Source organism: Solitalea longa, from assembly GCF_002920915.1.
GTDB classification, from domain to species: Bacteria; Bacteroidota; Bacteroidia; order Sphingobacteriales; family Sphingobacteriaceae; genus Solitalea; species Solitalea longa.
Map to the genome: position 1 here is coordinate 73293 of NZ_PQVF01000003.1, position 23432 is coordinate 96724.

23 protein-coding genes and 1 pseudogene are annotated in these 23432 nt (G+C 38.0%); 5 read left to right on the forward strand and 19 right to left on the reverse strand.

Annotated elements, in window-relative coordinates; genetic code table 11:
• Positions 1–28: 28 nt before the first annotated feature.
• A complete protein-coding gene (locus tag C3K47_RS04695; protein ID WP_103787966.1) occupies positions 29–1087 on the forward strand; it encodes an acyltransferase family protein in 1059 nt (352 codons plus the stop codon).
• A 53-nt stretch (positions 1088–1140) separates the two neighbouring features.
• Here C3K47_RS04695 and dnaJ read toward each other — a convergent pair whose 3' ends face one another.
• From dnaJ to C3K47_RS04720, 5 genes are all read right to left on the reverse strand, one after another.
• Entirely contained in the window at positions 1141–2304 is a 1164-nt protein-coding gene (dnaJ, locus tag C3K47_RS04700; RefSeq protein ID WP_103787967.1) for a molecular chaperone DnaJ, read from the reverse strand.
• A gap of 3 nt (positions 2305–2307) precedes the next feature.
• Positions 2308–2877 carry a nucleotide exchange factor GrpE gene (locus tag C3K47_RS04705; protein ID WP_262508175.1) on the reverse strand — a complete coding sequence of 190 codons (570 nt, stop codon included), beginning with the start codon at positions 2875–2877 and terminating at the stop codon, positions 2308–2310.
• A gap of 188 nt (positions 2878–3065) precedes the next feature.
• The gene (locus C3K47_RS04710; protein ID WP_103787968.1) at positions 3066–3749 is read right to left on the reverse strand and encodes a cell division ATP-binding protein FtsE; all 684 of its coding nucleotides are present in this window, start codon (positions 3747–3749) and stop codon (positions 3066–3068) included.
• On the reverse strand, positions 3749–3952 hold the full coding sequence (locus C3K47_RS04715; RefSeq protein WP_103787969.1) for a fructose-6-phosphate aldolase: 204 nt from the start codon (positions 3950–3952) through the stop codon (positions 3749–3751). The genes C3K47_RS04710 and C3K47_RS04715 overlap by 1 nt, the downstream gene beginning before the upstream one ends.
• Before the next feature lie 125 nt (positions 3953–4077).
• The gene (locus C3K47_RS04720; protein ID WP_103787970.1) at positions 4078–5103 is read right to left on the reverse strand and encodes an aldehyde dehydrogenase family protein; all 1026 of its coding nucleotides are present in this window, start codon (positions 5101–5103) and stop codon (positions 4078–4080) included.
• Between the two features lie 86 nt (positions 5104–5189).
• On the opposite strand from C3K47_RS04720, the gene C3K47_RS04725 reads away from it, so the two are divergent.
• Together C3K47_RS04725 and C3K47_RS04730 are read left to right on the forward strand one after the other, a co-directional pair.
• The gene (locus tag C3K47_RS04725; RefSeq protein WP_103787971.1) at positions 5190–5540 is read left to right on the forward strand and encodes a 4Fe-4S dicluster domain-containing protein; all 351 of its coding nucleotides are present in this window, start codon (positions 5190–5192) and stop codon (positions 5538–5540) included.
• A gap of 93 nt (positions 5541–5633) precedes the next feature.
• Positions 5634–6458, forward strand: coding sequence for a C40 family peptidase (locus C3K47_RS04730; protein ID WP_103787972.1), 825 nt, complete (start codon positions 5634–5636; stop codon positions 6456–6458).
• Positions 6459–6468: 10 nt separating this feature from the next.
• Here the strand turns inward: C3K47_RS04730 and C3K47_RS04735 are convergent, their stop codons facing one another.
• The 14 genes and pseudogenes from C3K47_RS04735 to hisG form a co-directional block, all read right to left on the reverse strand.
• Positions 6469–7221, reverse strand: coding sequence for a class II glutamine amidotransferase (locus tag C3K47_RS04735; protein ID WP_165784632.1), 753 nt, complete (start codon positions 7219–7221; stop codon positions 6469–6471).
• Between the two features lie 125 nt (positions 7222–7346).
• Positions 7347–9881, reverse strand: coding sequence for a family 20 glycosylhydrolase (locus C3K47_RS04740; protein WP_103787974.1), 2535 nt, complete (start codon positions 9879–9881; stop codon positions 7347–7349).
• A 75-nt stretch (positions 9882–9956) separates the two neighbouring features.
• Positions 9957–10871, reverse strand: a complete 915-nt coding sequence (locus C3K47_RS04745; protein WP_103787975.1) for a WD40 repeat domain-containing protein — start codon at positions 10869–10871, stop codon at positions 9957–9959.
• A gap of 74 nt (positions 10872–10945) precedes the next feature.
• Positions 10946–11533, reverse strand: coding sequence for a bifunctional phosphoribosyl-AMP cyclohydrolase/phosphoribosyl-ATP diphosphatase HisIE (hisIE, locus tag C3K47_RS04750; protein WP_103787976.1), 588 nt, complete (start codon positions 11531–11533; stop codon positions 10946–10948).
• A gap of 41 nt (positions 11534–11574) precedes the next feature.
• Positions 11575–12357: an imidazole glycerol phosphate synthase subunit HisF gene (gene hisF / locus C3K47_RS04755; RefSeq protein ID WP_243392495.1), complete on the reverse strand. Its 783-nt coding sequence runs from the start codon at positions 12355–12357 to the stop codon at positions 11575–11577.
• A gap of 15 nt (positions 12358–12372) precedes the next feature.
• Positions 12373–12717, reverse strand: a pseudogene (locus C3K47_RS19705) (endonuclease domain-containing protein); the annotation flags it as partial.
• Positions 12718–12759: 42 nt separating this feature from the next.
• Complete coding sequence (locus tag C3K47_RS04760; protein ID WP_103787977.1) at positions 12760–13509, reverse strand: 1-(5-phosphoribosyl)-5-[(5-phosphoribosylamino)methylideneamino]imidazole-4-carboxamide isomerase; 750 nt, start codon at positions 13507–13509, stop codon at positions 12760–12762.
• A 17-nt stretch (positions 13510–13526) separates the two neighbouring features.
• Positions 13527–13739, reverse strand: coding sequence for a type II toxin-antitoxin system HicB family antitoxin (locus C3K47_RS04765; RefSeq protein WP_103787978.1), 213 nt, complete (start codon positions 13737–13739; stop codon positions 13527–13529).
• On the reverse strand, positions 13729–13989 hold the full coding sequence (locus tag C3K47_RS04770) for a type II toxin-antitoxin system HicA family toxin (protein WP_103787979.1): 261 nt from the start codon (positions 13987–13989) through the stop codon (positions 13729–13731). The genes C3K47_RS04765 and C3K47_RS04770 overlap by 11 nt, the downstream gene beginning before the upstream one ends.
• Before the next feature lie 9 nt (positions 13990–13998).
• The gene (gene hisH, locus C3K47_RS04775; protein WP_243392496.1) at positions 13999–14643 is read right to left on the reverse strand and encodes an imidazole glycerol phosphate synthase subunit HisH; all 645 of its coding nucleotides are present in this window, start codon (positions 14641–14643) and stop codon (positions 13999–14001) included.
• A 59-nt stretch (positions 14644–14702) separates the two neighbouring features.
• A complete protein-coding gene (hisB, locus tag C3K47_RS04780; protein WP_103787980.1) occupies positions 14703–15839 on the reverse strand; it encodes a bifunctional histidinol-phosphatase/imidazoleglycerol-phosphate dehydratase HisB in 1137 nt (378 codons plus the stop codon).
• A 30-nt stretch (positions 15840–15869) separates the two neighbouring features.
• The gene (hisC, locus tag C3K47_RS04785) at positions 15870–16925 is read right to left on the reverse strand and encodes a histidinol-phosphate transaminase (RefSeq protein ID WP_103787981.1); all 1056 of its coding nucleotides are present in this window, start codon (positions 16923–16925) and stop codon (positions 15870–15872) included.
• A gap of 75 nt (positions 16926–17000) precedes the next feature.
• Positions 17001–18293 carry a histidinol dehydrogenase gene (gene hisD, locus C3K47_RS04790; protein WP_103787982.1) on the reverse strand — a complete coding sequence of 431 codons (1293 nt, stop codon included), beginning with the start codon at positions 18291–18293 and terminating at the stop codon, positions 17001–17003.
• Between the two features lie 96 nt (positions 18294–18389).
• Positions 18390–19241: an ATP phosphoribosyltransferase gene (hisG, locus tag C3K47_RS04795; RefSeq protein ID WP_103787983.1), complete on the reverse strand. Its 852-nt coding sequence runs from the start codon at positions 19239–19241 to the stop codon at positions 18390–18392.
• 472 nt (positions 19242–19713) lie between these two features.
• On the opposite strand from hisG, the gene C3K47_RS04800 reads away from it, so the two are divergent.
• Both C3K47_RS04800 and C3K47_RS04805 read left to right on the forward strand, forming a co-directional pair.
• Positions 19714–21297 carry a L,D-transpeptidase family protein gene (locus C3K47_RS04800; protein WP_165784633.1) on the forward strand — a complete coding sequence of 528 codons (1584 nt, stop codon included), beginning with the start codon at positions 19714–19716 and terminating at the stop codon, positions 21295–21297.
• Positions 21298–21333: 36 nt separating this feature from the next.
• Positions 21334–23382, forward strand: a complete 2049-nt coding sequence (locus C3K47_RS04805) for a vWA domain-containing protein (RefSeq protein ID WP_165784634.1) — start codon at positions 21334–21336, stop codon at positions 23380–23382.
• The last annotated feature ends 50 nt before the right edge of the window (positions 23383–23432 follow it).

The window sequence follows — 23432 nt, forward strand, 5'->3', positions numbered from 1 at the left end:
AAATCAACATATTTGTGGAAGTTTACGTATGGCAAAACAACGAATTTATAGCTTGGACACAGTTAGAGGTATATCTGCTCTGCTGATTGTTTTTTACCATGTTTCTGTTTGGCAGCACCGGAGTTTGGTTGACGGCGGTACCTATTTTACACAAAAATTAGGTTTATATATGGTCGAGCTCTTTTATATGTTAAGTGGCGTTAGCATGGGTTATACTTATTTCGAAAAGTTCAATTCATTAAAAGTTGCTGACCTGAAAATCTTTTTTTTAAAACGTTATTTCCGAATTGCTCCACTGTATTTTTTGCTTTGCCTACTGTCGATATGGGTGTATTCGAGAGTTTTTAACCTGGATTTGCTGATTTCGCTGTTGGCTAATTTTACCTTGCTGTTCGGAATAGTTGATCCCCAACTTTCACTAATTACCGGTGGTTGGTCAATAGGAGTGGAATTTTTCTTTTACCTGTTCTTTCCATTTATGATCTTTTGGTCAAATAGAAGCAAAGCAGGAAATTTTCTTATGCTTTTTTTATTAATTGGCTGTTTAGTCGTTATAGCTATATGGATCAAACCTTATCTAAAACTAGCATCAGCCTGGAAAATTTATTGTTACCCTTTAAATCATTTTCTTTTTTTCTGGTTGGGAGTGCTAATGGCCAAGGTTTCAGCGGTTAAAAAACATTGGGGGTATCTTTTAATCGGATTGTTATTATTTGTATTCTCTGGATATATTTCTTACACGGTAAAAGATCATACCGTTGCATTGGTCACCGGGTTAAACAGAGTACTACTCTCTGTAAGCGTGTTTTTAATCGTGTTTTATTTTTACTTAAAGGTGAAGTTTAAAGCCGAATGGTTAAATCATTGGAGCGATTGGCTTGCTTCCATTAGCTTTTCGGTGTATTTACTTCATCCTTTTATTTACTTCTACCTGAATAAATACTTAGTTCAGCATAAGGTAAAATTCGAATTCTGGCAAATTCTATTAATTGTTTTGTTAAGTTCTGTTTTACTTGGCAGGCTGGTTTATTACTATGAAAAGTATTTTGTAAAGATTGGGAATAAGCTTGCTGCCCGAATGCATTAAAAAAGAAAACCCTTTTGCGTTAACAAAAGGGTTTAACAAATTGTGTTAATATTTTATTCGAAGAACTCTTTCATTTTCTCGAAAAAGCTTTTCTCATTTTTACCTGGATTAGGCTTGAAGTTTGGTGATTCCTTTAGTTTCTCCAACAAGGCTCTTTCTTCTGATGATAATGCCTTAGGAGTCCAAATGTTAACATGCACCAATTGATCACCACGTGTATAGCTGTTTACTTCTTTAATTCCCTTACCTTTTAATCGTAAAATTTTACCGGCTTGTGTTCCCGGATCAATTTTAATACGGGCTTTTCCATCAATTGTAGGGATCTCAGCTGAAGTGCCTAAAGCGGCATCAATAAAACTCAGATACAAATCGTAAACAATGTTATTGCCGTCGCGCTTAAGGGTTTCGTGTTCAATTTCTTCAATCAAAATGATCAAATCACCTGGCATTCCACCCCTTGGAGCTGCATTTCCTTTACCGCTTAGTGATAGTTGCATACCATCGCTTACTCCGGCTGGAATGTTGATCTTTAAAGTCTCTTCGCCTCTTACAACACCTTCACCATGACAAGAAGTACAACGGTCGGTAATGATCTGACCTTCACCATGACAAGTTGGACAGGTGCTGGTGGTAGCCATTTGTCCTAAAATGGTGTTGGTTACGCGACGTACACTACCACTACCGCCACAAGTAGAACAACTTTTAAAAGATGAACCACCTTTGGCACCACTTCCGCTACAGGTGTTACAGCTTACTTGTTTCTGAACTTTTATATTCTTTTCAACGCCATTAGCAATTTCCTCAAGCGTTAACTTAACTTTAATTCGCAGGTTTGAGCCTCTTGGAACTCTGCGGCCACCGCTACGCGAACCACCACCGCCACCAAAGAAACTTTCAAAAGGATGTGCACCACCGAAAATATCTCCAAACTGACTGAAAATATCATCCATGTTCATGTGTCCACCGCCATAACCACCTTGACCGCCCGCAGCACTTGCGCGGTGACCAAATTGGTCGTAACGCTGACGTTTTTCCGCATTGCTTAATATTTCATAAGCTTCTGCAGCCTCTTTAAACTTATCTTCGGCTTCTTTATCGCCCGGGTTTTTATCCGGGTGATATTTTATAGCCATCTTGCGATAAGCCTTTTTTATCTCATCAGCATTCGCCGATTTTGATACACCTAATATGTCGTAATAATCTCTCTTGGTTGACATGCGTTATGCTCCTACCACTACTTTTGCGTAACGAATAACTTTATCTTGAAGGAAATATCCTTTTTCAACCACATCAATAACTTTACCTTTCATATCTTCAGTAGGAGAAGGAATATTGGTGATTGCTTCATGCACTTCGGCGTCGAAAGGTTGGCCTATAGCCTCCATTTCTTTTAAACCTTGTTGCACCAGTGTATTTCTAAATTTATTGGCTATAAGCTTGATGCCTTCTAATGCTGGATCATCTTCACGGCCTTCAAATGATTTTAAGGCACGATCGAAATCGTCTAATACAGGTAACATCGACTTAATTACGTCTTTACCTGCAGTTTGAATCAGCTCTACACGTTCTTTGGATGTACGACGACGGAAATTGTCGAACTCCGCATATAAACGCAGGTATTTCTCATTCGCCAGATCTAACTCATCTTTTAATACCTTTTCCGGAGAAGCAATTTCTTCGGCTACTGCCATGCTTTCCTGTACTTCTGCTGCATTAGCAGTATTGTCTATAAATTCTTCGTGCACCTGATTATCTTTATTCTCCATATTTTTCTTCTTATTTTTCAACATAGTTCAAGTTGATTGATAAGTGTTTTTAATTAAGACCGATTTGTCAAAAACATTGCCAATACAAGATTACCGACAGCTTGGCAGTTACTTGTATTCAGTTCTTAGCAAATAGCTGTTAGCTATGAGTATTTTACTGACAGCTAATCGCAAAAGTTAACATCTAAAAGCCAATCGCTAACAACTAATACCTAAAGCGAAAGTACAGCATTGTCCACAACCTTACCATTTTCACATTTAATGATTCGTTGTGGAAACTTGGCTATGGTATAATGATCATGAGTGGCCATTAACACTGCTGTTCCTGCTTCAGTGATTTTCTTTAACAGTAATAATATTTCCGCTGAAATATCCGGATCAAGGTTACCTGTAGGCTCATCGGCTAGAATTACTTCCGGATGGTTTAACAATGCACGGGCAATAACAATACGTTGTTGTTCACCTCCTGAAAGCTCATGAGGGAATTTTTTTAATTTGGAACGCATACCCACATTATCCAACGATTCCAAAATGCGATCTTGCATAGATTTGTCATTGTTCCAGCCGGTTGCCTTTAATACAAACTGAAAATTTTGTTCAACTGTACGGTCGGTCAATAGTTGAAAGTCTTGAAAAACAATGCCCAACTTACGACGTAAAAAAGGAACTTCACTGTCTTTTATGGTTTTTAAGTTGAAGCCGGCAACCATTCCCTGACCTTGCTGCATATTTAAATCGGCATACAAGATCTTTAATAAACTACTTTTACCGCTGCCGGTAGAACCAATTAAATACACAAATTCACCTTTATCAATATTCAATGAAACATTTGATAAAACCAGATGCTTCTGCTGGTAAATGTCTACGTTCTCAAGTTTTATTACGTTCTGGATCATCAGATTTCGAGTTTTACTATTTTTCCGAAAGGTAAGTCTTTAACAAGGTTTAAGATATATTCCTGCTTATCACCTAAACCAATTTTTTCCAGTGATTTTTCAGGTCTGTCAACACGAAAATAAGCTAAAAGAGTAAACTTATCATCACGCAATTGAATATAGTCAGGAATTTTGGCTACGCCTTTAACTTTTAAAATGTACAATTTATTGCTTATTTAAAGGTTTGCTTCAAAAATAAGATTTCAAATTAGAATGAATTGATATATTGTTAAATTGTTGTATTGCAATTTCAATTTATCAATAGTTCTATAAAACCATCCACTCAAAGTTATATACTTAACAAAAACTCCATCGTATCAACTCCATCAGCATAATCCCAAAGATCTGGTTGTTGCGCCTGTCCGAAAGCTAAACTTTCCTTAAAGTGTCCGTTTTTACTTACAATGCACTGAATTTGGTCGGCATCAGCTTTTAATCGCTCTTCCAATGATTTTTCGTCGGCATACTCTTCATAATATAAGGCAGAAATAGGAGAGGTGTAGGCCGTGTTATTACTTAGCATGATAAAATGGTTCTCAAAATGCGGAACGCGATTCATCATCAATAAGGTTAAGTTATAATCAAAGTTGTTGGCGTATTTATGAAAATTGATAATCGGTTTATAGGCCTCAATGCCTTCAAAAAAAGCATCGAATTTGTAATTCGCAGGTACATAAAGTTTTGAAACATTTCTGCAGCCTAAACCAAAGTACGAGAAAATGTCTTTGCCCAATTGATTAAAATCTTCAGGAGTTTCGGTTCCGTTGAACACAGCTACCGAATTACGGTTTTTGCGAATGATATTAGGAACCTTACCAAAGTAGTATTCGAAATAGCGGGAACTGTTATTACTTCCGGTAGCAATTACAGCATCAAAACCATTCAGTCTTTCCACAAACTCAAAATTTTGGGCATAAGCAGGTTCTATCTCCACTAACTTTGTTAAGATATGAGGAATAAGCTTTTTGTCGTTTGATGAAAGCTTAATTTGGGCTTTATGGCCTGCAATCAGTACACATATCACATCATGAAAACCAACCATAGGGATGTTTCCTGCCAGAATTAAACCAACCGTTTTCGAAGTTCTTTTTTGTTCAAAAGGCTCTTTGTAATTATTAAGCCAGGCTGTTAAATTGCTTTCAGATAAAGATTTACCAATTGATAAAACCGCCTCCCATGTGTATTCTTCGGTAAACCAGCTATTGTGATAAACTGCACTATTTATCAAATCATTAAGGTCATCACTTGGATTAGTCAGGTATTCACCTAATGCGGCAAAAGCCTTTATAGTATCATTAATTGAAAGTTGCGGCATATTTATTGATATTTTTCGAAACGAAATCGCGCTTGAAATGTTATATTTGCAGCAAAATTAAGAAAACCCATCTAAGTTTTAACTATATGGCAATTAAGATCACTGAAGAATGCATTAACTGCGGGGCTTGTGAGCCGGAATGCCCAAATAATGCCATTTATGATGCAGGTGCCTCTTGGAAATTTTCTGAAGGTACAGAATTAAAAGGTTTAATAGATTTCGGTGATGGAACTTCGCTTGATGCCGACGCATTACAAGCTCCTATTTCTGATGAAGTTTACTATATCGTTCCTGATAAATGTACTGAGTGCGTTGGATTCCATGATGAACCTCAATGCGCAGCTGTTTGTCCAGTAGATTGTTGCGTTGATGATGAAGATGTTCGCGAATCACAGGAAGAACTTTTAGCTAAAAAAGAATGGCTTCACGCTGAATAATTTCAACTTAATTATTCGCTTTGATAAAAAATTAAAAGGGAGATTGGTAACAGTTTCCCTTTTCTTATTTTTGTTAATCTAAAGTCAATTAAAATGACAACAAACTATCAAGGTGATCTTTTACAGTCGCGTCCTGACCTGAACACGCCTTACGGTATTTGTAATTTAAGCGTGATCCCACTTAGGGCAGAACCTAGCGACAAAAGTGAAATAGTTTCCCAATTGCTGTTTGGAGAAACATTTGAAGTTTTGGAACAGAAAGATAACTGGACCCGTATACATCTTTCATATGATGATTACGAAGGATGGATTAGCTCCAAGCAATTTTCGGGTTTAGAGAAGGAAGAACTAAATGAGATGGAGAACACCTTTTCTTATGTCTGTACTTCCCCTTTTAATTTTCTTACCAATGCCTTGGGCCATTCGCATTACCTTTCTCCGGGTTCTACTTTACCTTTATTCAGAGGAGACACGGTGTTTTTAGGTGGCGAAAAATACTACTTCAAAGGTAAAGCCTATGTTACCGATAGTTATCCCCGCAAGAATATGGAAAGCTTGTTCAGAATGTTTTTGAACGCGCCTTATTTATGGGGTGGTAGATCAATTTTAGGTATCGACTGCTCAGGCTTTACACAGGTTTGCTTTAAAATTTTAGGAATAAAATTGAACCGAGATGCTTATCAACAGGCTGAGCAAGGCGAGTTGGTGAGTTTTATAGCTGAGGGCAAACTGGGTGACCTTGCCTTTTTTGACAATGCGGAAGGACGAATTACCCATGTTGGTATTTTGTTAAACAATCATGAGATCATTCATGCCTCAGGCAAAGTTCGGATAGATTCACTAGATCATCAGGGAATATTCAATAACGAAACACAACAATACTCCCATAAACTGAGAATTATTAAGCGTTTATTGTAATCGAACGAAATTATTTGTTTATGGTGATGTGTTTTCTGAATTGATCAATGCGGTCGGTAGAAGGCTTTAAATGCAGAAATATATAATTGGGTAATTTTTCCCAATGCTCATTATCTAAAGGCTCAGAGGCAATAACCACTGAGCCTTCGTTTTTTTTCATCCATAGTGTATAGTACTCTTCAAAGCGTTTTGCGCGCTCTTTATTCTTGTCGTTATAAATGCGCCAGGCAAATAACTCATGGTTATTCATTAATAAGCTGGTTAGCGAACTGAATTCATATTTATTGGCAAGGATGTTTAAGGAATTAAATATGCCCTGTGATGAAGTATTTTCTGCCTTGTCAACAAGTTCCTTTAAAAAAAGCTCAGTGTCGGTAACTCCATTATCAATTGCATCATCCATTAAGGAGTGGATGCTTCCATTATGACAAAATGCAAATGAATGGTAAAAAAAGGGATGGGAACGCTTTTCATCAATTAGAAGGTCTTTGGAAGCTTTCCGGTTGTGAACAATGAATAACTGTGATTGAACATTTTCAACGATCAGTTTATAGGAGTTATCCCATGTGTGTTGCTTATCACGCTTATGAATCTCAATCTGGCCATTTTTCACAAATGCGATTCCGCAGCCATCATTATGTTCGCCATGCGTATCCGGATCTTCAGCCATTTTGCCGTTTTTCGAAAGGTAATGCATCGAGTAGGGGCATAACAACATCTCATCTAAAATAGACGTTGGAGTTAGACTAACTTTGGCAAGCATTCGGCACATGCCATAAGTTAATATTTTTGAGCATGCAAAGCAATAGAAGACAAATGCAAAGTCGCCGATAGATAAAGCGTGGGAGATTTGCTATCGGCGACTTTGAGAACTTTGTAAGCTTTCTATTATGGTCGGCTTATTTTTATAGAGTTTCCAGAGCGGCCTTCGCTATTAAATACTTTAAAGATCACAGTTTTCTTATAAGGAACAGGTTCCGTGTAGATTTTACTTTGTTGTGTAGGCTCAGTTCCATCAATGGTATAACGGATGATCAGTCCCGGAATTTGAACGTTGGCTTCAATCTTTCCATTTATAACCGATGTTCCTGCAGTTGGAATTCGATATTCAAACCCTCCAGCATATTTATTTAAACGTGGTAATTCTCTTTTGCCAATTATATTTACAAATTCCGACCAGGCTTGCTGATAAAGCTCCGAAGCTTTTTCAGGCGAAGGCTCGTTTGCCCAATCCGGATCTTTTGCCCAGGCTCTTTCGGCTACCGCTAACAGTTTAGGAAACAGCAAGTATTCAAAACGTTGAGGTGATTTGATCATTTCACTCCAAAGGGGAGCTTGAATGCCCACAATGTTTTGTTTTCCAATTTCTGTTAAAGGAGTCTTTCCCTTGATAATCTCTTTGTTTAAAGGTTCTCCACGATCATCTTCCTTCATATTTTTCATGTAATCAAAAGGAATAAAATCGAATGGTTTGTTGATGTCAAGATAACCGCCCCAGTTTTGACCAATTTCCTTGAAACTCTTGTTGTACGCTAAATCAAGATAGAAATTAGTAACACAGGTTAATACCACTTTATAACCAGCATTTGCTAAACGATAGGCCAAATCCTCATTTCCGGTTCCGGCTACATTGTTCCAAACGTCAGTGTGGAAATTCTCATTGGCAAATTCGGTGTTGGCAATGTATCGGACCCCGCCTTCATTTCTGATTTTTCGCATACCTATTTCTTCCCAACCAGAAAGATAAAGTTGACGCGATTTGAGCAAGTCGTTTACTTTTTCAAAGTAATAATACCAAAGATCATCGGTGCTTTTAATGTTTTCATTTTTCTCCATCAAGCGCTGAACAGCGGGAGATTTAGTCCAAACACCACGGGGAACCTCATCACCACCAAAATGAACCGATTTTAAGGGGACACCGGCTTCGTTGTACATTTTAGCAAGTTCATCAACAACCGTTTGAAGGAACTTATAGGTTGATGGCAAGGCTACATTCATCACATTATCGTTCCAGTGTTGTACTGAGCGATAAACCGATTCATCATTTAAATCTCGTAATAAGAATTCTTCAGCTTCGGCTTTTTTACCTTCTTTCATCAAACGCTCATATCGGGCATCCATTGATTTAATAGCTGCGCGAGCATGGCCCGGCGTTTCAATCTCAGGAATTACAGCAATATGATGTGCGTCTGCATATTTCAAAATTTCAATGAAATCAGCTTTGGTATAATAGCCGCTTCCGCTGGTGTTGTTAACATCAGCACCTGAACCATAAGACGGTACAATGTTCTTTTTATCATCGAGTGTATGACCACGTTTTGATCCTACTTCTGTTAACTCGGGCAATGCTGGTATTTCAATGCGCCAGCCTTCATCATCACTAAAATGGAAATGAAGGGTGTTAAACTTATAAAGCGCCATTGCGTCAATCAATTTCAGCACTTCCTGCTTTTGCTGGAAATTACGCGCTACATCCATCATAAAGCCTCTGAAACCAAAACGAGGTTCATCACTTACGTCCACTCCCTTAATAATTATTTCTGTTGATGGATGGCTCCAATAGTCAGGGTCGATTAATGATTTAAGTGATTGTAATCCATAGAAAATACCAGCAGGGGAAGAGGCTGTAACTTTAATTGTTTCGTTAGTAACCAACAGTTTATAAGCTTCCTTGGCTAAACCCGGATCAGAATCAAGGATAATTCCTTTACCCTTACCTTCGGTATCAATTTTTAACTTCTTACCTAAAATTGAATTTAGATCATTACTAAATAGAATGGCTTCGTTTTCGAATACCTTTGAACTGAAAATAGTGGTGCTGCCATTAATGGTAAACGAACCCTTTGTCTCATTATAACTTAGGGGAGTTGGAAATATTTTATTGAGCTTCTCGGCTGCTATATCTTTTATTAGTTGATTATCCTTAAAAGCGACATTTGAAATAGCAAGTTCTTTCACACTATTATCTACAGTTGAAATAAACTCGAAATCTTTAATGTTGAAGCCTTGTTTAGGAGCATTATCCCAAACCAGGTAAAAACCGGATAGAGCCTCGCTGAAATTATCCATTTCGCGGTTGGTACTAAGTATGATCTTTTGTGTGGCACCGGCTTCTATGGTTTTAAATTTATCTGTTGGAATGATCTTGTGAAAATCGCCATTAACTAATGAAGCCGTTAATTCCGGTGCCTCCATCTTTGAAATGTTTCCATTAAAATAAAGCGTCCATCCATTTGCAGGGAAGCTTTCTTGTCCTTTATTGGTAAAGCTAAGTTCGAATTTTGATGATCTTCGGGGTTGATCATTTTCAATGAGCGTTAATTTCAATGATAAATTGTTTACATCGAAATGTTTGGTTTGTGCCCATGTGAAATTCATAATGGTAAATAAAACCAAAAGGAAGGGGAATGATTTTTTTATCATGAATGCAAGTTAGTTTAACTATTTACGATTAGTAGGTAAAAAGAGTGTTTTTTACCAATAACTAAAAAAATAATTTTAAAAACTTACTTGCCAAACCATTACCAGTTTATCATCACTAACCGAAATCAGCTCATTGTTATAAGTGTTCCAGATAAGCTTATTTACTGATTTGCTGTGGCTTGCCTCTTTAGAAATATCTATTTTATGGTAAAGCTTAAAGTCGTTGTTACCCCATATTTTTATGCTTTTATCCATGCTGGCAGTAGCAAAATAAGGCTGTGTTGGATGGAAAGCAATATGGTTGACAGCGTACATATGGGCAGCAATGTTAAACTTCAGATCATATTCAGAGCCCACATTCCAAATTTTCAACTGAGCATCTCGTGATCCCGAAATCAAATAATTTCCATCCGGTGCATACTGCAAGGTAAATACGGGCATGGTATGGCCATGGATTTCTTTTAATAATGAAAAATCATCCATGTCAAAAATTCGAATAATATTGTCTTTTCCGGCCAATGCCATGTGTTTTTCATCAGGGCTAATGGCAATAGCTCGTATCGTTTGATCGGAGATCTTTATTGAATAGATCTTTTCGAAATTGTCTAACGACCAAATACCAAGCTGTCCATCTTCAGAAGCTGTGTATAGCTGATTTAAACGTTTTGAAGATTTTATATCGAATACAGGTTTGGTATGAAAAGCTAATACAGCCTTTACTTTCTGCTCTTCAAAATCAAAAACAGAAACGTTGCCTCTTCGCTCGCCGACTGCTAAAATATTAGCGCCAAATGTTGGAGCATGAAGGGCATAGATTGAACTTTGAACAGGCATAAGTACCTTAACAAATCCCATCTTTTTTAAACTCCATTCAACTACGCCAAGGTCATTTCCACCTGTAAAGAAAATATGTTCTTTCTGGGAGTTCTCAATTGTAAAAATAGGGTTTCGATGGCCTGGTAAAAGGGCTTTTAGTTTAACTTCGGGCATATTTATTGGTGGAAAAGAGTTTATAATCTATAGCCCTCGGGAATTTCTATGGACTATAGACTATGGGCTATCAACTATTTATGTCTTTTTTCTAGATTTTGAGCAATTTCAGTTAATGAAAGCCCTTTTTCGCGAAGCAAAACTATTAAATGGAAAACAAGATCAGAAGCTTCGTTAATTAAATCTTCACGTGTTTCATTCAGTGCGGCAATAACCGTTTCAACACCTTCTTCACCAACTTTTTGGGCAATTTTATTTAAGCCTTTTTGGCGTAGTTTGTTAATATATGAGCCCTCCTGAGGGTTTTCGAAACGATCTTTTACTATGTTTTCCAGTTCAAAGATGAAGTTTTGATTGTATTCGGTAAAGAAACAGCTTCTTGATCCGGTATGGCAAGTTGGGCCCATCGGATTGGCTTTGATTAAAATGGTGTCATTATCGCAATCTTCATGAATACTTACCACATTTAAAAAATTGCCACTCTCTTCACCTTTGGTCCACAAGCGATTTTTTGAGCGAGAAAAAAAAGTAACCCTATTTTCGTCTTTGGTTTTTTCATATGCTTCGGTATTCATATAACCTAACATTAAAACCTCAAGTGTTTGGCTGTCCTGAATAACGGCAGGAACTAATCCGTTTATATCTTTTGAAAAATCGATCATGTTTTTTGTTAACTGCTAAAGCGAAATTTTATATAATTATTTTATCTCACTACAATACCTTGTTTCTTTAACTCCGCTTTTAGGTCGGGGATTAGTATTTCGCCATAATGAAATACGGAAGCAGCCAAAGCAGCATCAACATTTGTTTTGTTGAATACCTCAGCAAAATGCTCCATATTTCCGGCACCACCTGAGGCAATTAATGGAATGGTCAGCCATTGATTGATTTCGCCTAGTAGCTCACAATCGAAACCGTTCTTAGTACCATCGTGGTCCATACTGGTTAAAAGGATCTCGCCGGCACCCCGATCTTGTACTTCTTTGATCCAATTCTGTGTTTGCAATTCGGTAGGCAAACGACCTCCGTTTAAATGAACGATATGCCCATTGTTTAGCCTTTTGGTGTCAACTGCAACTACAATAAACTGGCTCCCAAAACTATCAGCAAATTCGTTAATTAATTGAGGGTTACGAACAGCTGCTGAATTAACAGATACTTTATCAGCGCCTGCATTTAACAAGAGATCAGCATCAGCCAACTCGTTGATACCTCCGCCAATGGTAAAAGGAATGTTAATGTTACGGGCAATGTTTTTTACCAACTCGGCTAAGGTTTTTCGTTTCTCATGGGTGGCTGTAATATCCAGAAAAACCAATTCATCAGCTCCTTGTTCAGAGTATTGTATGGCCAATTCTACAGGATCTCCGGCATCACGAAGTTCTACGAAATTTATCCCCTTAACAGTTCTTCCGTCTTTTACGTCGAGGCAAGGGATTATACGTTTGGCGAGGCCCCCTTGCCCCCTAAAGGGGGAATTGGCAATTGCTATATGTTCTTTAATTTTTTCAATCACTTTTTCAGTTTGTTTAATCACCTGATTATTTGTAAATCGTATTGTTCTAATTCCATTAAATAAAAGCTCCCTATCTCTTTCTTGATCATATAAGATTTGTTCGGAATTATTATGAATAGAACCATCTACTTCAATAATTAATCGAGCCGCATGACAATAAAAATCTGCAATGAAATTGGCAATAGGATGTTGGCGTCGAAACTTAACTCCTAATTGATTCTTTGCTAGGTAATTCCAGAGAACAGATTCTGCTTCAGTAGGACTCGTTCTATGCTTTTTAGCATTAATGAAATTTATCCCCTTAGCCCCCATAAACATTTCGTTTTTCATACACTTAGAATAGCAAAGTCCCCTTTAGGGGATTTAGGGGCCTTACAACGCAACTAACGACTGTAAATTCCAGTGTTTTATTTCTTCGATACTAACCTTACCTTCATAAATAGCTTTGCCAACAACAGCTGCCTCACATTTAATTTCTTTCAGTTCTTCCAAATCATGGATAGAACTAACACCGCCTGAAGCTATTAATTTGATGAATGGCTTATGATCTAACAGTTTTTTATATAGTTCAACACCGCTGCCGGTAAGTTTACCGTCTTTGGCAATGTCGGTACATAAGAAGCGGAAAAAGCCGAGGTTGGTACAGCGGTCAATATAATCCATTAGCTTAATAGGCGAAGACTCCATCCAACCTGAATACTTGATCACCTCATCTAAAACATCAATAGCAACAACCACCTGATCAGAGCACTGATATTGTCCGCATACTTCTTTGCTTAGGTTCTCCAAAAAACTAGGATCGGTAATAGCCTGGGTGCCTACAATTACACGGTGAAATCCAATGGTTAATAATTCTTTCACCTTATCTATGCTTCGCACCCCACCGCCATATTGGACTTTTATATCATATTTTTTGATAGCATTTAAAACATATTGCTGATTACTGAAGTCGCCTTTAGCGCCATTAAGGTCAATAATATGAACAAACTGAGTTCCTGCCGAAATGTATTTTTCAAGCATTTCTTCCAGGCTAACATCATAAACAGTTTTATCGTCGTATTTCCCTTCACGAAGGCGTACAACTTTTTTGTCCAGGATGTCGATTGCAGGTATAACGTACATGTTTAAGTTTTTTAGTTTTAAGCAAATATTAATTTACCCTTAGGCTCAGGAATAGGTCTTCCAAGCTCTTTGGCTGTTTCAATCCATTGATCAATTACTATATGAACATTTTCTAATGCCATTTGATGACTTTCTCCATCAGCCATACATCCAGGCAATTCCGGAACTTCTGCAATAAATGAATTATCGGTTTCGCTCCAGTAGATAATTATTTCATATTTAGTTTTCATCTTTTAAGAGTTTATATTTTGTAATCAATTCTCTTACTTGTTTAACCTGATAAGGTTTTGCCTTGCCATCTTTAGGCTGTAAGTTGATTATTTCTGAAATATCTTCTTTGTAAAATATATAATGACTTCCTCCAGAGTTTCTTTGAATAAAGTTCAATTTTAATAAAAGCTTTACAAGATCATCAAAATCAATGTTGTTATCTGAATTCCCTGAAAGTATCTTATTAATTAGTTTTTGAAATTTACTCATTTACTACACTTACAATTTTGCAAAATTCAGTAATAGCTGCTCACCGGCTTTACCCGATTTTTCGGGGTGAAACTGAACTCCAAAATAATTATTTTTTTGTATTGATGAAGCGAATGTTAATCCGTAATCGCTTGTGGCTAAGCTATATTCACTACTGTTTTCGAGATAAAATGAATGTACAAAATAGAAATAGCTGCCTTGTTCAATGTCTTTAAAAAGTGTGGCCACATTTACCGCATTTACACTGTTCCAGCCCATGTGGGGTATTTTAAGGCTCTTATCGGTGAACTTCAATGTTTTAATTGGGATGATATCTAACAATGGCGTTTCACCCTCTTCAGAAAATGTTGAAAGTAATTGCATTCCCAAACATATTCCTAAAACAGGCTTTGAAGTCTGCTTTAGCAAAGGAATTAAACCGGTGGCATTCAGTTGTTTCATGGCCGGACTAGCGTGTCCCACACCCGGTATGATATAACGCTCGCAAGTATCAAAATCTGATACAGTGTTGATAATTTTATAGCTGATACTCAGGCGATCAAGTGCACTGCAAAGCGAAAAGATATTTCCTGCTCCGTAGTTAACAATACCGATGCCCCCCAGATCCCTAAAGGGGGAATTGGTTGATGCTTGCTGTTCTTTTATTTCTTCAATCACTTTTTCTGAATTTAAAATATCTGAAATAGTCAAAAGTTCCCTTTAGGGGGTAGGGGTTACAATACTCCTTTAGTACTTGGTAACGAGAGATTATTTGCATCTCTTTTAACCGCCATTTTTATTGCTTTTGCAAAGGCCTTAAATATAGCTTCTATTTTGTGGTGCTCATTTTGGCCCTCTGCTTTAATGTTCAAATTGCTTCTTGATGCATCAGAGAATGACTTGAAGAAATGGAAGAACATTTCGGTAGGCATTTCGCCAACCTTTTCGCGTTTAAAATCAGCGTCCCAAACAATCCAGTTTCTGCCGCCAAAATCAATGGCTGCTTGCGCCAGGCAATCATCCATCGGTAAGCAAAAGCCATAACGCTCCATACCGCGCTTATCGGTTAAAACCTTTGCAAAGGCTTCTCCCAACGCAATTCCGGTATCTTCAATGGTATGGTGTTCATCAATATGTAAATCGCCAATGGTTTTAATTTTTAAATCGATGGATCCGTGACGGGCAATTTGCTCCAACATGTGATCGAAGAAATGGATGCCCGTTGAAATTTCGGCTTTGCCTGTTCCATCTAAATTTAATTCGATGGTAATATCCGTTTCCTTGGTTTTACGTTCATGTTTCACTGTACGTTCGCCAAGTTTCAAAAACTCATAAATTTTTGCCCAATCAGTTGACTCAAGCGCAATGAAGTTTTTAAGCTCTTCGGCTTTATCCTTGATCTCACCATTACCTAACCCTCTGTTTTCATTTAACCAGATGGCTTTTGCACCCAGGTTTTTTGCTAACAGAACATCCGTGATCCGGTCACCCAAAACAAATGAATTTGCCAGATCATACTTGGTAGTGTCAAAGAATTCAGTTAATAAGCCGGTATTTGGCTTACGAGTTGGCGCATTGTCTTTAGCAAATGTTCTATCGATGTAAACACCACTGAATTTTACACCTTCGTTTTCAAATGCTTTAATGATAAAGTTTTGAATTGGCCAAAAGGTTTCTTCAGGTAATGATGCTGTTCCAAGACCATCCTGATTAGTAACAATTACCAGTTCGAAATCGAGCTCACGGGCAATTTTACCCATGTATTCAAATGCTTTTGGATAAAACTCCAGTTTCTCAAAACTATCTACCTGCTCATCTGCAGGCTCAACAACCAAGGTTCCATCTCTATCAATAAATAATACTTTTTTCATATTATGCTTAGGTGCAGTTTATGGCTTAGGTTAAATAACAAATTCTTTAATAGCTTTAATGAGAGCCTCGTTTTCTGCCGGAGTACCAACGGTAATACGTAAGCAACTGTCGCATAAAACCACTTTCGATCGGTTACGGACAATGATTCCTCGATCAACCAAAAAGTCGTATAAATAATCAGCGTATTTTATCTTAGCCAAAACGAAGTTGGCATCAGAAGGATACACCTTTTCGACAATTGATATTTCTTCCAGCTCTTTTGATAATTTATTGCGTTCAGTAACCGTCTCCTTAATCCAAACGTTTACCTGCTCAATGTTATTTAGCGCTTCTAAAGCCAATTCTTGTGTAGCCTGGCTCATATTATAAGGCGGTTTCACCTTATTGTAAATATCAATAATATCCTGACAGGCGAAAGCCATTCCCACGCGTAAAGCCGCCAAACCCCATGCTTTCGAAAGGGTTTGCAATACAACAAGGTTTGAGTACTCCGTTAGTTCCTGAATAAAGCTTTTCTGACGTGAAAAGTTGATGTAAGCTTCATCAATTACCACAATACCTTCGAAATGGCTTAACACCGTTTCTATATCCTGGCGATCAATTGAATTTCCGGTTGGGTTATTTGGAGAACAAATGAAGATCATCTTAGTGTTCTTATCTATTGCCTCAGCAATTCCTTCCAGATCTAACTGAAAGTTGTCGAGAAGGTTGACTTTTTTCAGGTTGATATCATTAATGTTGGCTGATACCTCATACATGCCATAGGTTGGTGGAACGATGATCACATTATCAACTCCCGGATTACAAAAAGCTCTGAATAAAAGGTCGATCGCTTCATCTGAGCCATTGCCTACAAAAATATTCTGAGGAGGAACCCCCTTGATGGTACTGATCTTTTCTTTCAATTTCCATTGAAGCGGATCGGGATAACGATTGTAAGCAGTAGGCAAAGGTGAGCCAAAACTGTTTTCGTTGGCATCCAAATAAACACTGGCCTCACCGCTAAACTCATCGCGAGCAGAAGAATAAGGAACCAGTTTTTTTATGTTTTCTCGTAAAAGCGAGTTAATATCTATTGTGGTCATGTGTTAAATTATTATTGAAGGATTTAATGAGTGAATGATAAAATAACCAGTCATTAATTCACTCATTCTATAATTCTATAATTCTCTCATTCTAACTGTCACGGCATTCGCGTGCGCTTTCAAACCTTCCAGTTCGGCCAGTATTTCAACAGTAGGACCCAGGTTTTTAATCCCGGCTTTAGAAATATGTTGAAAAGTGATCTTTTTTACAAAACTATCTACCGATACACCTGAATAGCTGCGAGCATATCCTGAAGTAGGCAAGGTGTGGTTGGTGCCAGAAGCATAATCGCCGGCCGACTCAGGAGTTAAATGTCCGAGGAAAACAGAGCCTGCATTTATAATTTCAGGAATCAGTGATTCATAATTATCCGTTTCAATGATCAGGTGTTCAGGCGCATACATGTTGCTAAATTGCATGGCTTGCTGCAGGTCCGAGGTTATAATTGCATAAGAGTTTTCAATTGCTTTAGCCGCGATTTCTTTACGAGGTAATTCATTCAGCTGAAGTTGTAACTGTTGGTTCACTTCATCGATCAATTGCTGCGAATTACTTACCAAAACGGCCTGGCTATCTGCACCGTGTTCTGCCTGGGCCAGTAAATCGGCTGCTACAAATGCGGTATTTGCTGTATTGTCAGCAATTACCAGAACTTCCGAAGGTCCAGCCGGCATATCAATAGCCGTATTGGTTGTACTTTGGATAATTGTTTTTGCCTTGGTTACATACTGATTTCCGGGACCAAAGATCTTATCAACCTTAGGAATGCTTTCGGTACCATAAGCCATAGCCGCCACTGCTTGCGCGCCTCCAATCAGGTAAACTTTTTTAATGCCTAAAAGCAGCGCACAATAAGCAATATAACTATTAATAGAGCCGTTTTTCTGCGGAGGTGAGCACACCACAATTTCTTTGCAGCCTGCGATTTTTGCAGGAATCCCAAGCATTAAGAATGTGCTTGGCAGCACTGCCGAACCTCCGGGTACGTATAAACCCACCCGCTCAATAGGTCGTAATTCTCTCCAGCAAGTAACTCCGATGGTGGTTTCTACTTTCGCTTCATCTTTTAGCTGTTCCATGTGGAACTTATGAATATTGTAAAAGGCTTTTTCAAGTGCTTTTTGTTCGTGTTCTTCAACCTGGGCAGCTAATTCCTGAATTTCTTCAAATCCAATAAATAAAGAAGAAAGGCTGATCTTGTCGAACTTTTCAGCGTAGTTAAATAAAGCTTTATCACCATTTGCTTTTACATTGCTGATGATCTCTTCAACCACCGAACCGATTTCGTTGGATGAATCAGCGTTTCGGGTGATAAGCTGTTTAAGCTGTGGGTCACTTAATTCGTTGTAATTATATGTTTTTAGCATTACAAGAAATGATAGAAGGATGGAATGTTAGAAAGATGGAATGATAGAAATGAAAGTTTATTCTCCCATTCGATCATGCAGTCATTCGTTCATTGTTTATAAAATAATCTTCTCTATTGGTAAAACCACAATCCCCTCGGCGCCTGCAGTTTTCAAACGATTGATCTTATCCCAAAAATCCTTTTCCGGAATTACCGTGTGAACAGCCACCCAATCGGCAGTAGCTAAAGGAACTATTGTTGGGCTTTTAATACCCGGCAGTAATTCTAAAATAGCTGGCAGGTTTTCTTTTGAAGCATTCATCACCACATATTTTGTTTGCTCGGCCCGTAAAACGCTTTGGATACGCTGTAATAATTCAAAAACCACAGGGTTTTTGGCTATTCCGTTCTTCCCGATCAATACCGCTTCAGAACGCATCACCTCAGCAAAAGGCTTTAATCCGTTGCTCTTTAATGTACCGCCTGTAGAAACAATATCGAAAATAGCATCGCTCAAGCCCAGGTTAGTTGATATCTCAACTGAACCACTGATCTCGCGGATCTCGGCATTGATATTATTTTCTTGTAAAAAATTATTGAGAATAACAGGGTAGGAGGTGGCTATTGATTTGCCGTTCAGGTCGGCGAGCACATTTATATCACTGTGGTTGGCTATTGCTAATTTGAGACTGCATTTACCGAAACCTAATTTCTGTAGATAAGTAACATCAACTTCTTTTTCGGCTATTACATTTTCTCCAACAATTCCCAGGTCGGCTATGCCATCTTGTACATATTCCGGAATATCGTCATCCCTCAAAAACAATATTTCCAAAGGGAAATTGTTAACAGGAGAGATCAATGAGCTCTTATAGTTTTCAAAGCTCAAACCGCTTTTTTTGAGCAGATCAACCGATTTTTCGTTTAATCGGCCCGACTTCTGGATAGCAATTTTTATAGTTTTCATATAAAGTGTCTAGTGGTTGGAGTATACAATAAGCCTATTGCTTGTTTGTATTAAGCCAACCGCAGTTTTATGTTAAAATGTGTGATTTATTATTTTTGGATTGATACTAAAACTCGCTGCGATTAGGCACAATGGTGGTGATGCCCATGATGAAGATGGGTATGATGATGCAGGGCGATATGTTGTTTAGTTATCATTAACACTTTTGGAAGTGGATGCACAAAGTAAAGTGATACTCTACATAATTCCAAGAATAATTTTAAAATAAAATAAAAAAGTGGCTAATTGAGTGTGAATTTGAAAACTTGGCACAGGGTTTATAAGTTATAAATACATGATACTGTTTAAGAGAATTAACGGGTTTTCAATTGTAAAAACTTTACTTTTGTGCCTGCATTTATTGGCCGATTATCTACTAAACTTTCTATTCTTATTGAAAACTTCTTTCCTAAATAAGTCCAGCCTGGTTTTTTTGCGCAATTTTGGTCTGGCATCCTTTTTAGTTTTACTGTTGATTTTATCAGGCTGTGGGAAAAAACCATCGGCAACGGGCGTTTACCTGGCTGAACTGTTTAAGGATAAAAAGTACAAAGAGTTTGACACTGCCGCATTTAATGTAGCTGTAAAAAAAGAGGTAAAACAACAACAGCTTAAATTATTCAACTCAAAAGTTCTAAAGCGTTTTTTAAATGAGAAAAATGCTAATGATACAGTATGGCTTATTTCTTTAATGCAGCGTCGGCATATCGACACTTTGGAAAAATACCTTAGTCAATCATATAGACATGGTATCGATCCACAACTTTTTAATATTGATAAAATTGACTCGCTAAAGCAACTGTTTTACCAAGGGAAATTTGATTCCTTACCACAATTGTACAAAGTAATTGCACAATTGCAGGTTCTCACAGCCAATGCATTCATTTCCTATGCCTCCAAAGTAAAGTATGGTTGTGTTAATCCTTCTCAAATTTATGCCCGCTATTATATTCCTGTTGAAAAGCCTACAGATTCCTCGCTATATGCTATTTTGAATTCGGAAAACTGGACCGCGTTGCTTCAAAAAATACAGCCAGTGCGTAAAGAATACCTGGTGCTGCAAAATGCTTTAGATACTTGTTCAAATGCTGATTTAAGAGCGAAAATTGTATTGAACATGGAGCGTTACCGTTGGCAAATACCGGTTGATTCTGGACGTTTTGTGCGTGTGAATATTCCTTCGTTTTACCTGGTTGTGGTTGATAGTGGCAAAACACAATTGAGCATGAAAGTGTGTGTGGGTGAAAAAAGGGTTGATGATTACGATATAAAGAAGGCCGTTTATTTGAAATCGCACAAGGTAGAAGATAAGCCGCAAAATCATGAAACGCCGATCATGTATGGTAAGCTCAATAATATTCAGCTTAATCCTAAATGGAACATCCCTCATTCTATAGCGCAAACAGAGATTTTAGCCAAGTCAAGAGCAAATCCATACTATTTGGTAAGCAGTGGAATCAGGGTTTACAACAAAGAGGGTAAACCGGTTGATCCCACAGAAGTGGATTGGGAAGGTGTTAATCCCAATAATATTCCATACAGTTTTAAGCAAGATCCCGGGGATGGAAATGCTCTGGGCAAGTTTAAATTCAACTTCCCGAACAAATCGAGTATTTATCTGCACGATACTCCCAATAAAATGGCCTTTAAAAAAGATAATCGTGCTGTAAGTCATGGTTGTGTGCGCGTTGCCGATCCATTGAATTTTGCCAGGGTTTTAATTCAAAGCGCTAAGATGTATGATGAGATAAGGATTGAAACAGGATTTCCGCCCATCGACACCTTAAAAATGAACCGGTATGAGCGGAAACTGGCGCATCAGCAAACGGTAGGCCGTCAAACCCGTTGGATAACCATTAAAAATTCATGGCCGTTATTTATCGATTATTATACCTGTGTGCCCGATTCGAACGGAACGGTGAAGGTTTATACGGATATTTATGGCTATGATTCCATTCTGTTGGATTCGTTGAAAAGATTTTTGGTAAAATCACGTCAAAACACAGCAAAACGGTAGTTGACATTTCAGGTAAATTACTATTTTTGGTTTTTGATGAACTTCCTTTATCCATCTTTCCTTTTTGCTCTTTCGGCTATAGCCATACCCATTGTTATTCATTTATTTAACTTTCGAAAATTCAAGCGGGTACCTTTTACCAATGTCCGTTTTTTGAAAGAGATCAAACAGCAAACCGATTCGCGTTCGCGTTTAAAGCACCTGCTCATTCTGGCTTGCCGCATATTGGCCATTGCTTTTTTGGTGCTGGCTTTTGCTCAGCCCTTTGTGCCGCAAGGTAAAGCCGTAACCGCCGGCCGGCAACATGTTTACAGCGTTTATATTGATAATTCATACAGTATGGACGCTCGGAACAACGAAGGAAGTTTGCTGGACGAGGCGAAACGAAAAGCCCGTAGTATTGCAGCTTCTGCAGGGTTAAACGATCGTTACCAATTGCTTACCAATGATTTTGAAGGGAAACATCAACGGTTGATCGATCGGGAGGAATTCCTGAAAATGATTGATGAGATAAAGATCGGTCCGAATAAAAGAAGGGTGGATGAAGTTATTGCCCGTCAAAAGGACTTGTTGTTCTCTTCAGGAACAGGAATAAAGCAATCGTATCTCATCTCCGATTTCCAACGAAATATTATTGATGAAGCAAAGCTTGCCTTGGATACAACGCTTAAAATAACAGCTATTCCTGTTGAAGAAACAAAAACAGTAAATATTTCGGTCGATAGTGTTTGGTTCATATCTCCAATTCATAAAGCTGGTGAAACAGAGCAATTGGTTGTAAAAGTGAGAAACTTCACAGATGAAGATGCTAATAATGTTCCTGTGAAACTGTTTGTAAATAAGATGCAAAAGGCGATCGGCAGCCTGTCGGTAAAGGCAAAAGCTTCAGCAACCGATACTCTTACTTATAAGCCCGATGGGGCCGGCTGGCAGCAGGGTGAGATTCAACTCACCGATTTTCCGGTTACATTTGATGATAAACTGTATTTTTCTTACTTAATTGATCAGAAAGTAAATGTGCTGATCATTAACGGAGCCAAAGCCAACAATTACCTGCAAACGGTTTTTCAAACCGACGACTATTTTCAAACCCTAAGAAATAGCGAAACACAAATAGATTATGAGTTGATTCCGCGTCAGCGTTTGGTGGTTTTAGACCGCTTAAGTACCATTTCCGGAGGATTATCTCAGCAACTTTCCAAATTTGTTCAAACCGGAGGCTCTGTTTTAATTTTCCCGGATTTTTCATCTGATATCAATAGTTATAATAATTTCCTGGGAACTGTTAACGCTGAAAAGCTGGGAGCGATTGATCAGGTTGCCAATAAAGCAGATAAAATTAATCTGCAGTCGGATGTTTTCTCTGGACTGTTTGAGACTATTCCGCAAAATATTGACTTACCTTTCGTTAAGAGATCCTTCAACACGCAGGCTGCCAGTACAAGTCGAAAAGAAACTTTGTTAAGTATGCAAGGTGGAAAATCTTTGTTAAGTAAAACGCAGTCGGGTCTTGGCAGGGTTTACTTATCGGCAGTTCCGCTTGATGATAGTACAACGAATCTCCCGCGTCATGCCATTTTTGTTCCTATGATGTATAAAATAGCCTTGCTGGGTAATCAGCGCTATCCCTTATACTATACCATTGGAAAAAATTCTCTGCTCGAAACAGTTAAGCTTCCGCCATCCGAACACAATGATTATAAGCTGAAAAATAAGGATATGGAGTTCATTCCTGATATCAGAAATAATGAATCGAATACAAATCTCTATATCGATGATCAGGTAAAAAAAGATGGAATTTATAATTTTGCGAACGGAAATGAGCTGCTTGCCTGTTTTGCTTTCAATTACGACCGTTCCGAATCTGATCTCAGCTACTTTTCAGCGAATGAATTAGAAAAAGTTTTAGGTACAAGAAATATTGCGGTGCTCAATGCTCCGGCTGATGCGGTAGGGAAAGCCATTCAAGTTGAAAACTCGGGTAAAAAGCTATGGAAATACTGTATATGGCTTGCTTTATTGTTTTTAGGAGCCGAAGCTTTGCTGATCAGGTATTTCGAAAAGTTACAGCCGAAAGCTATATAATATTAAGGAATTCGGGCTAGGAGTTATTGAACCCGAAACGCGCAATCCAA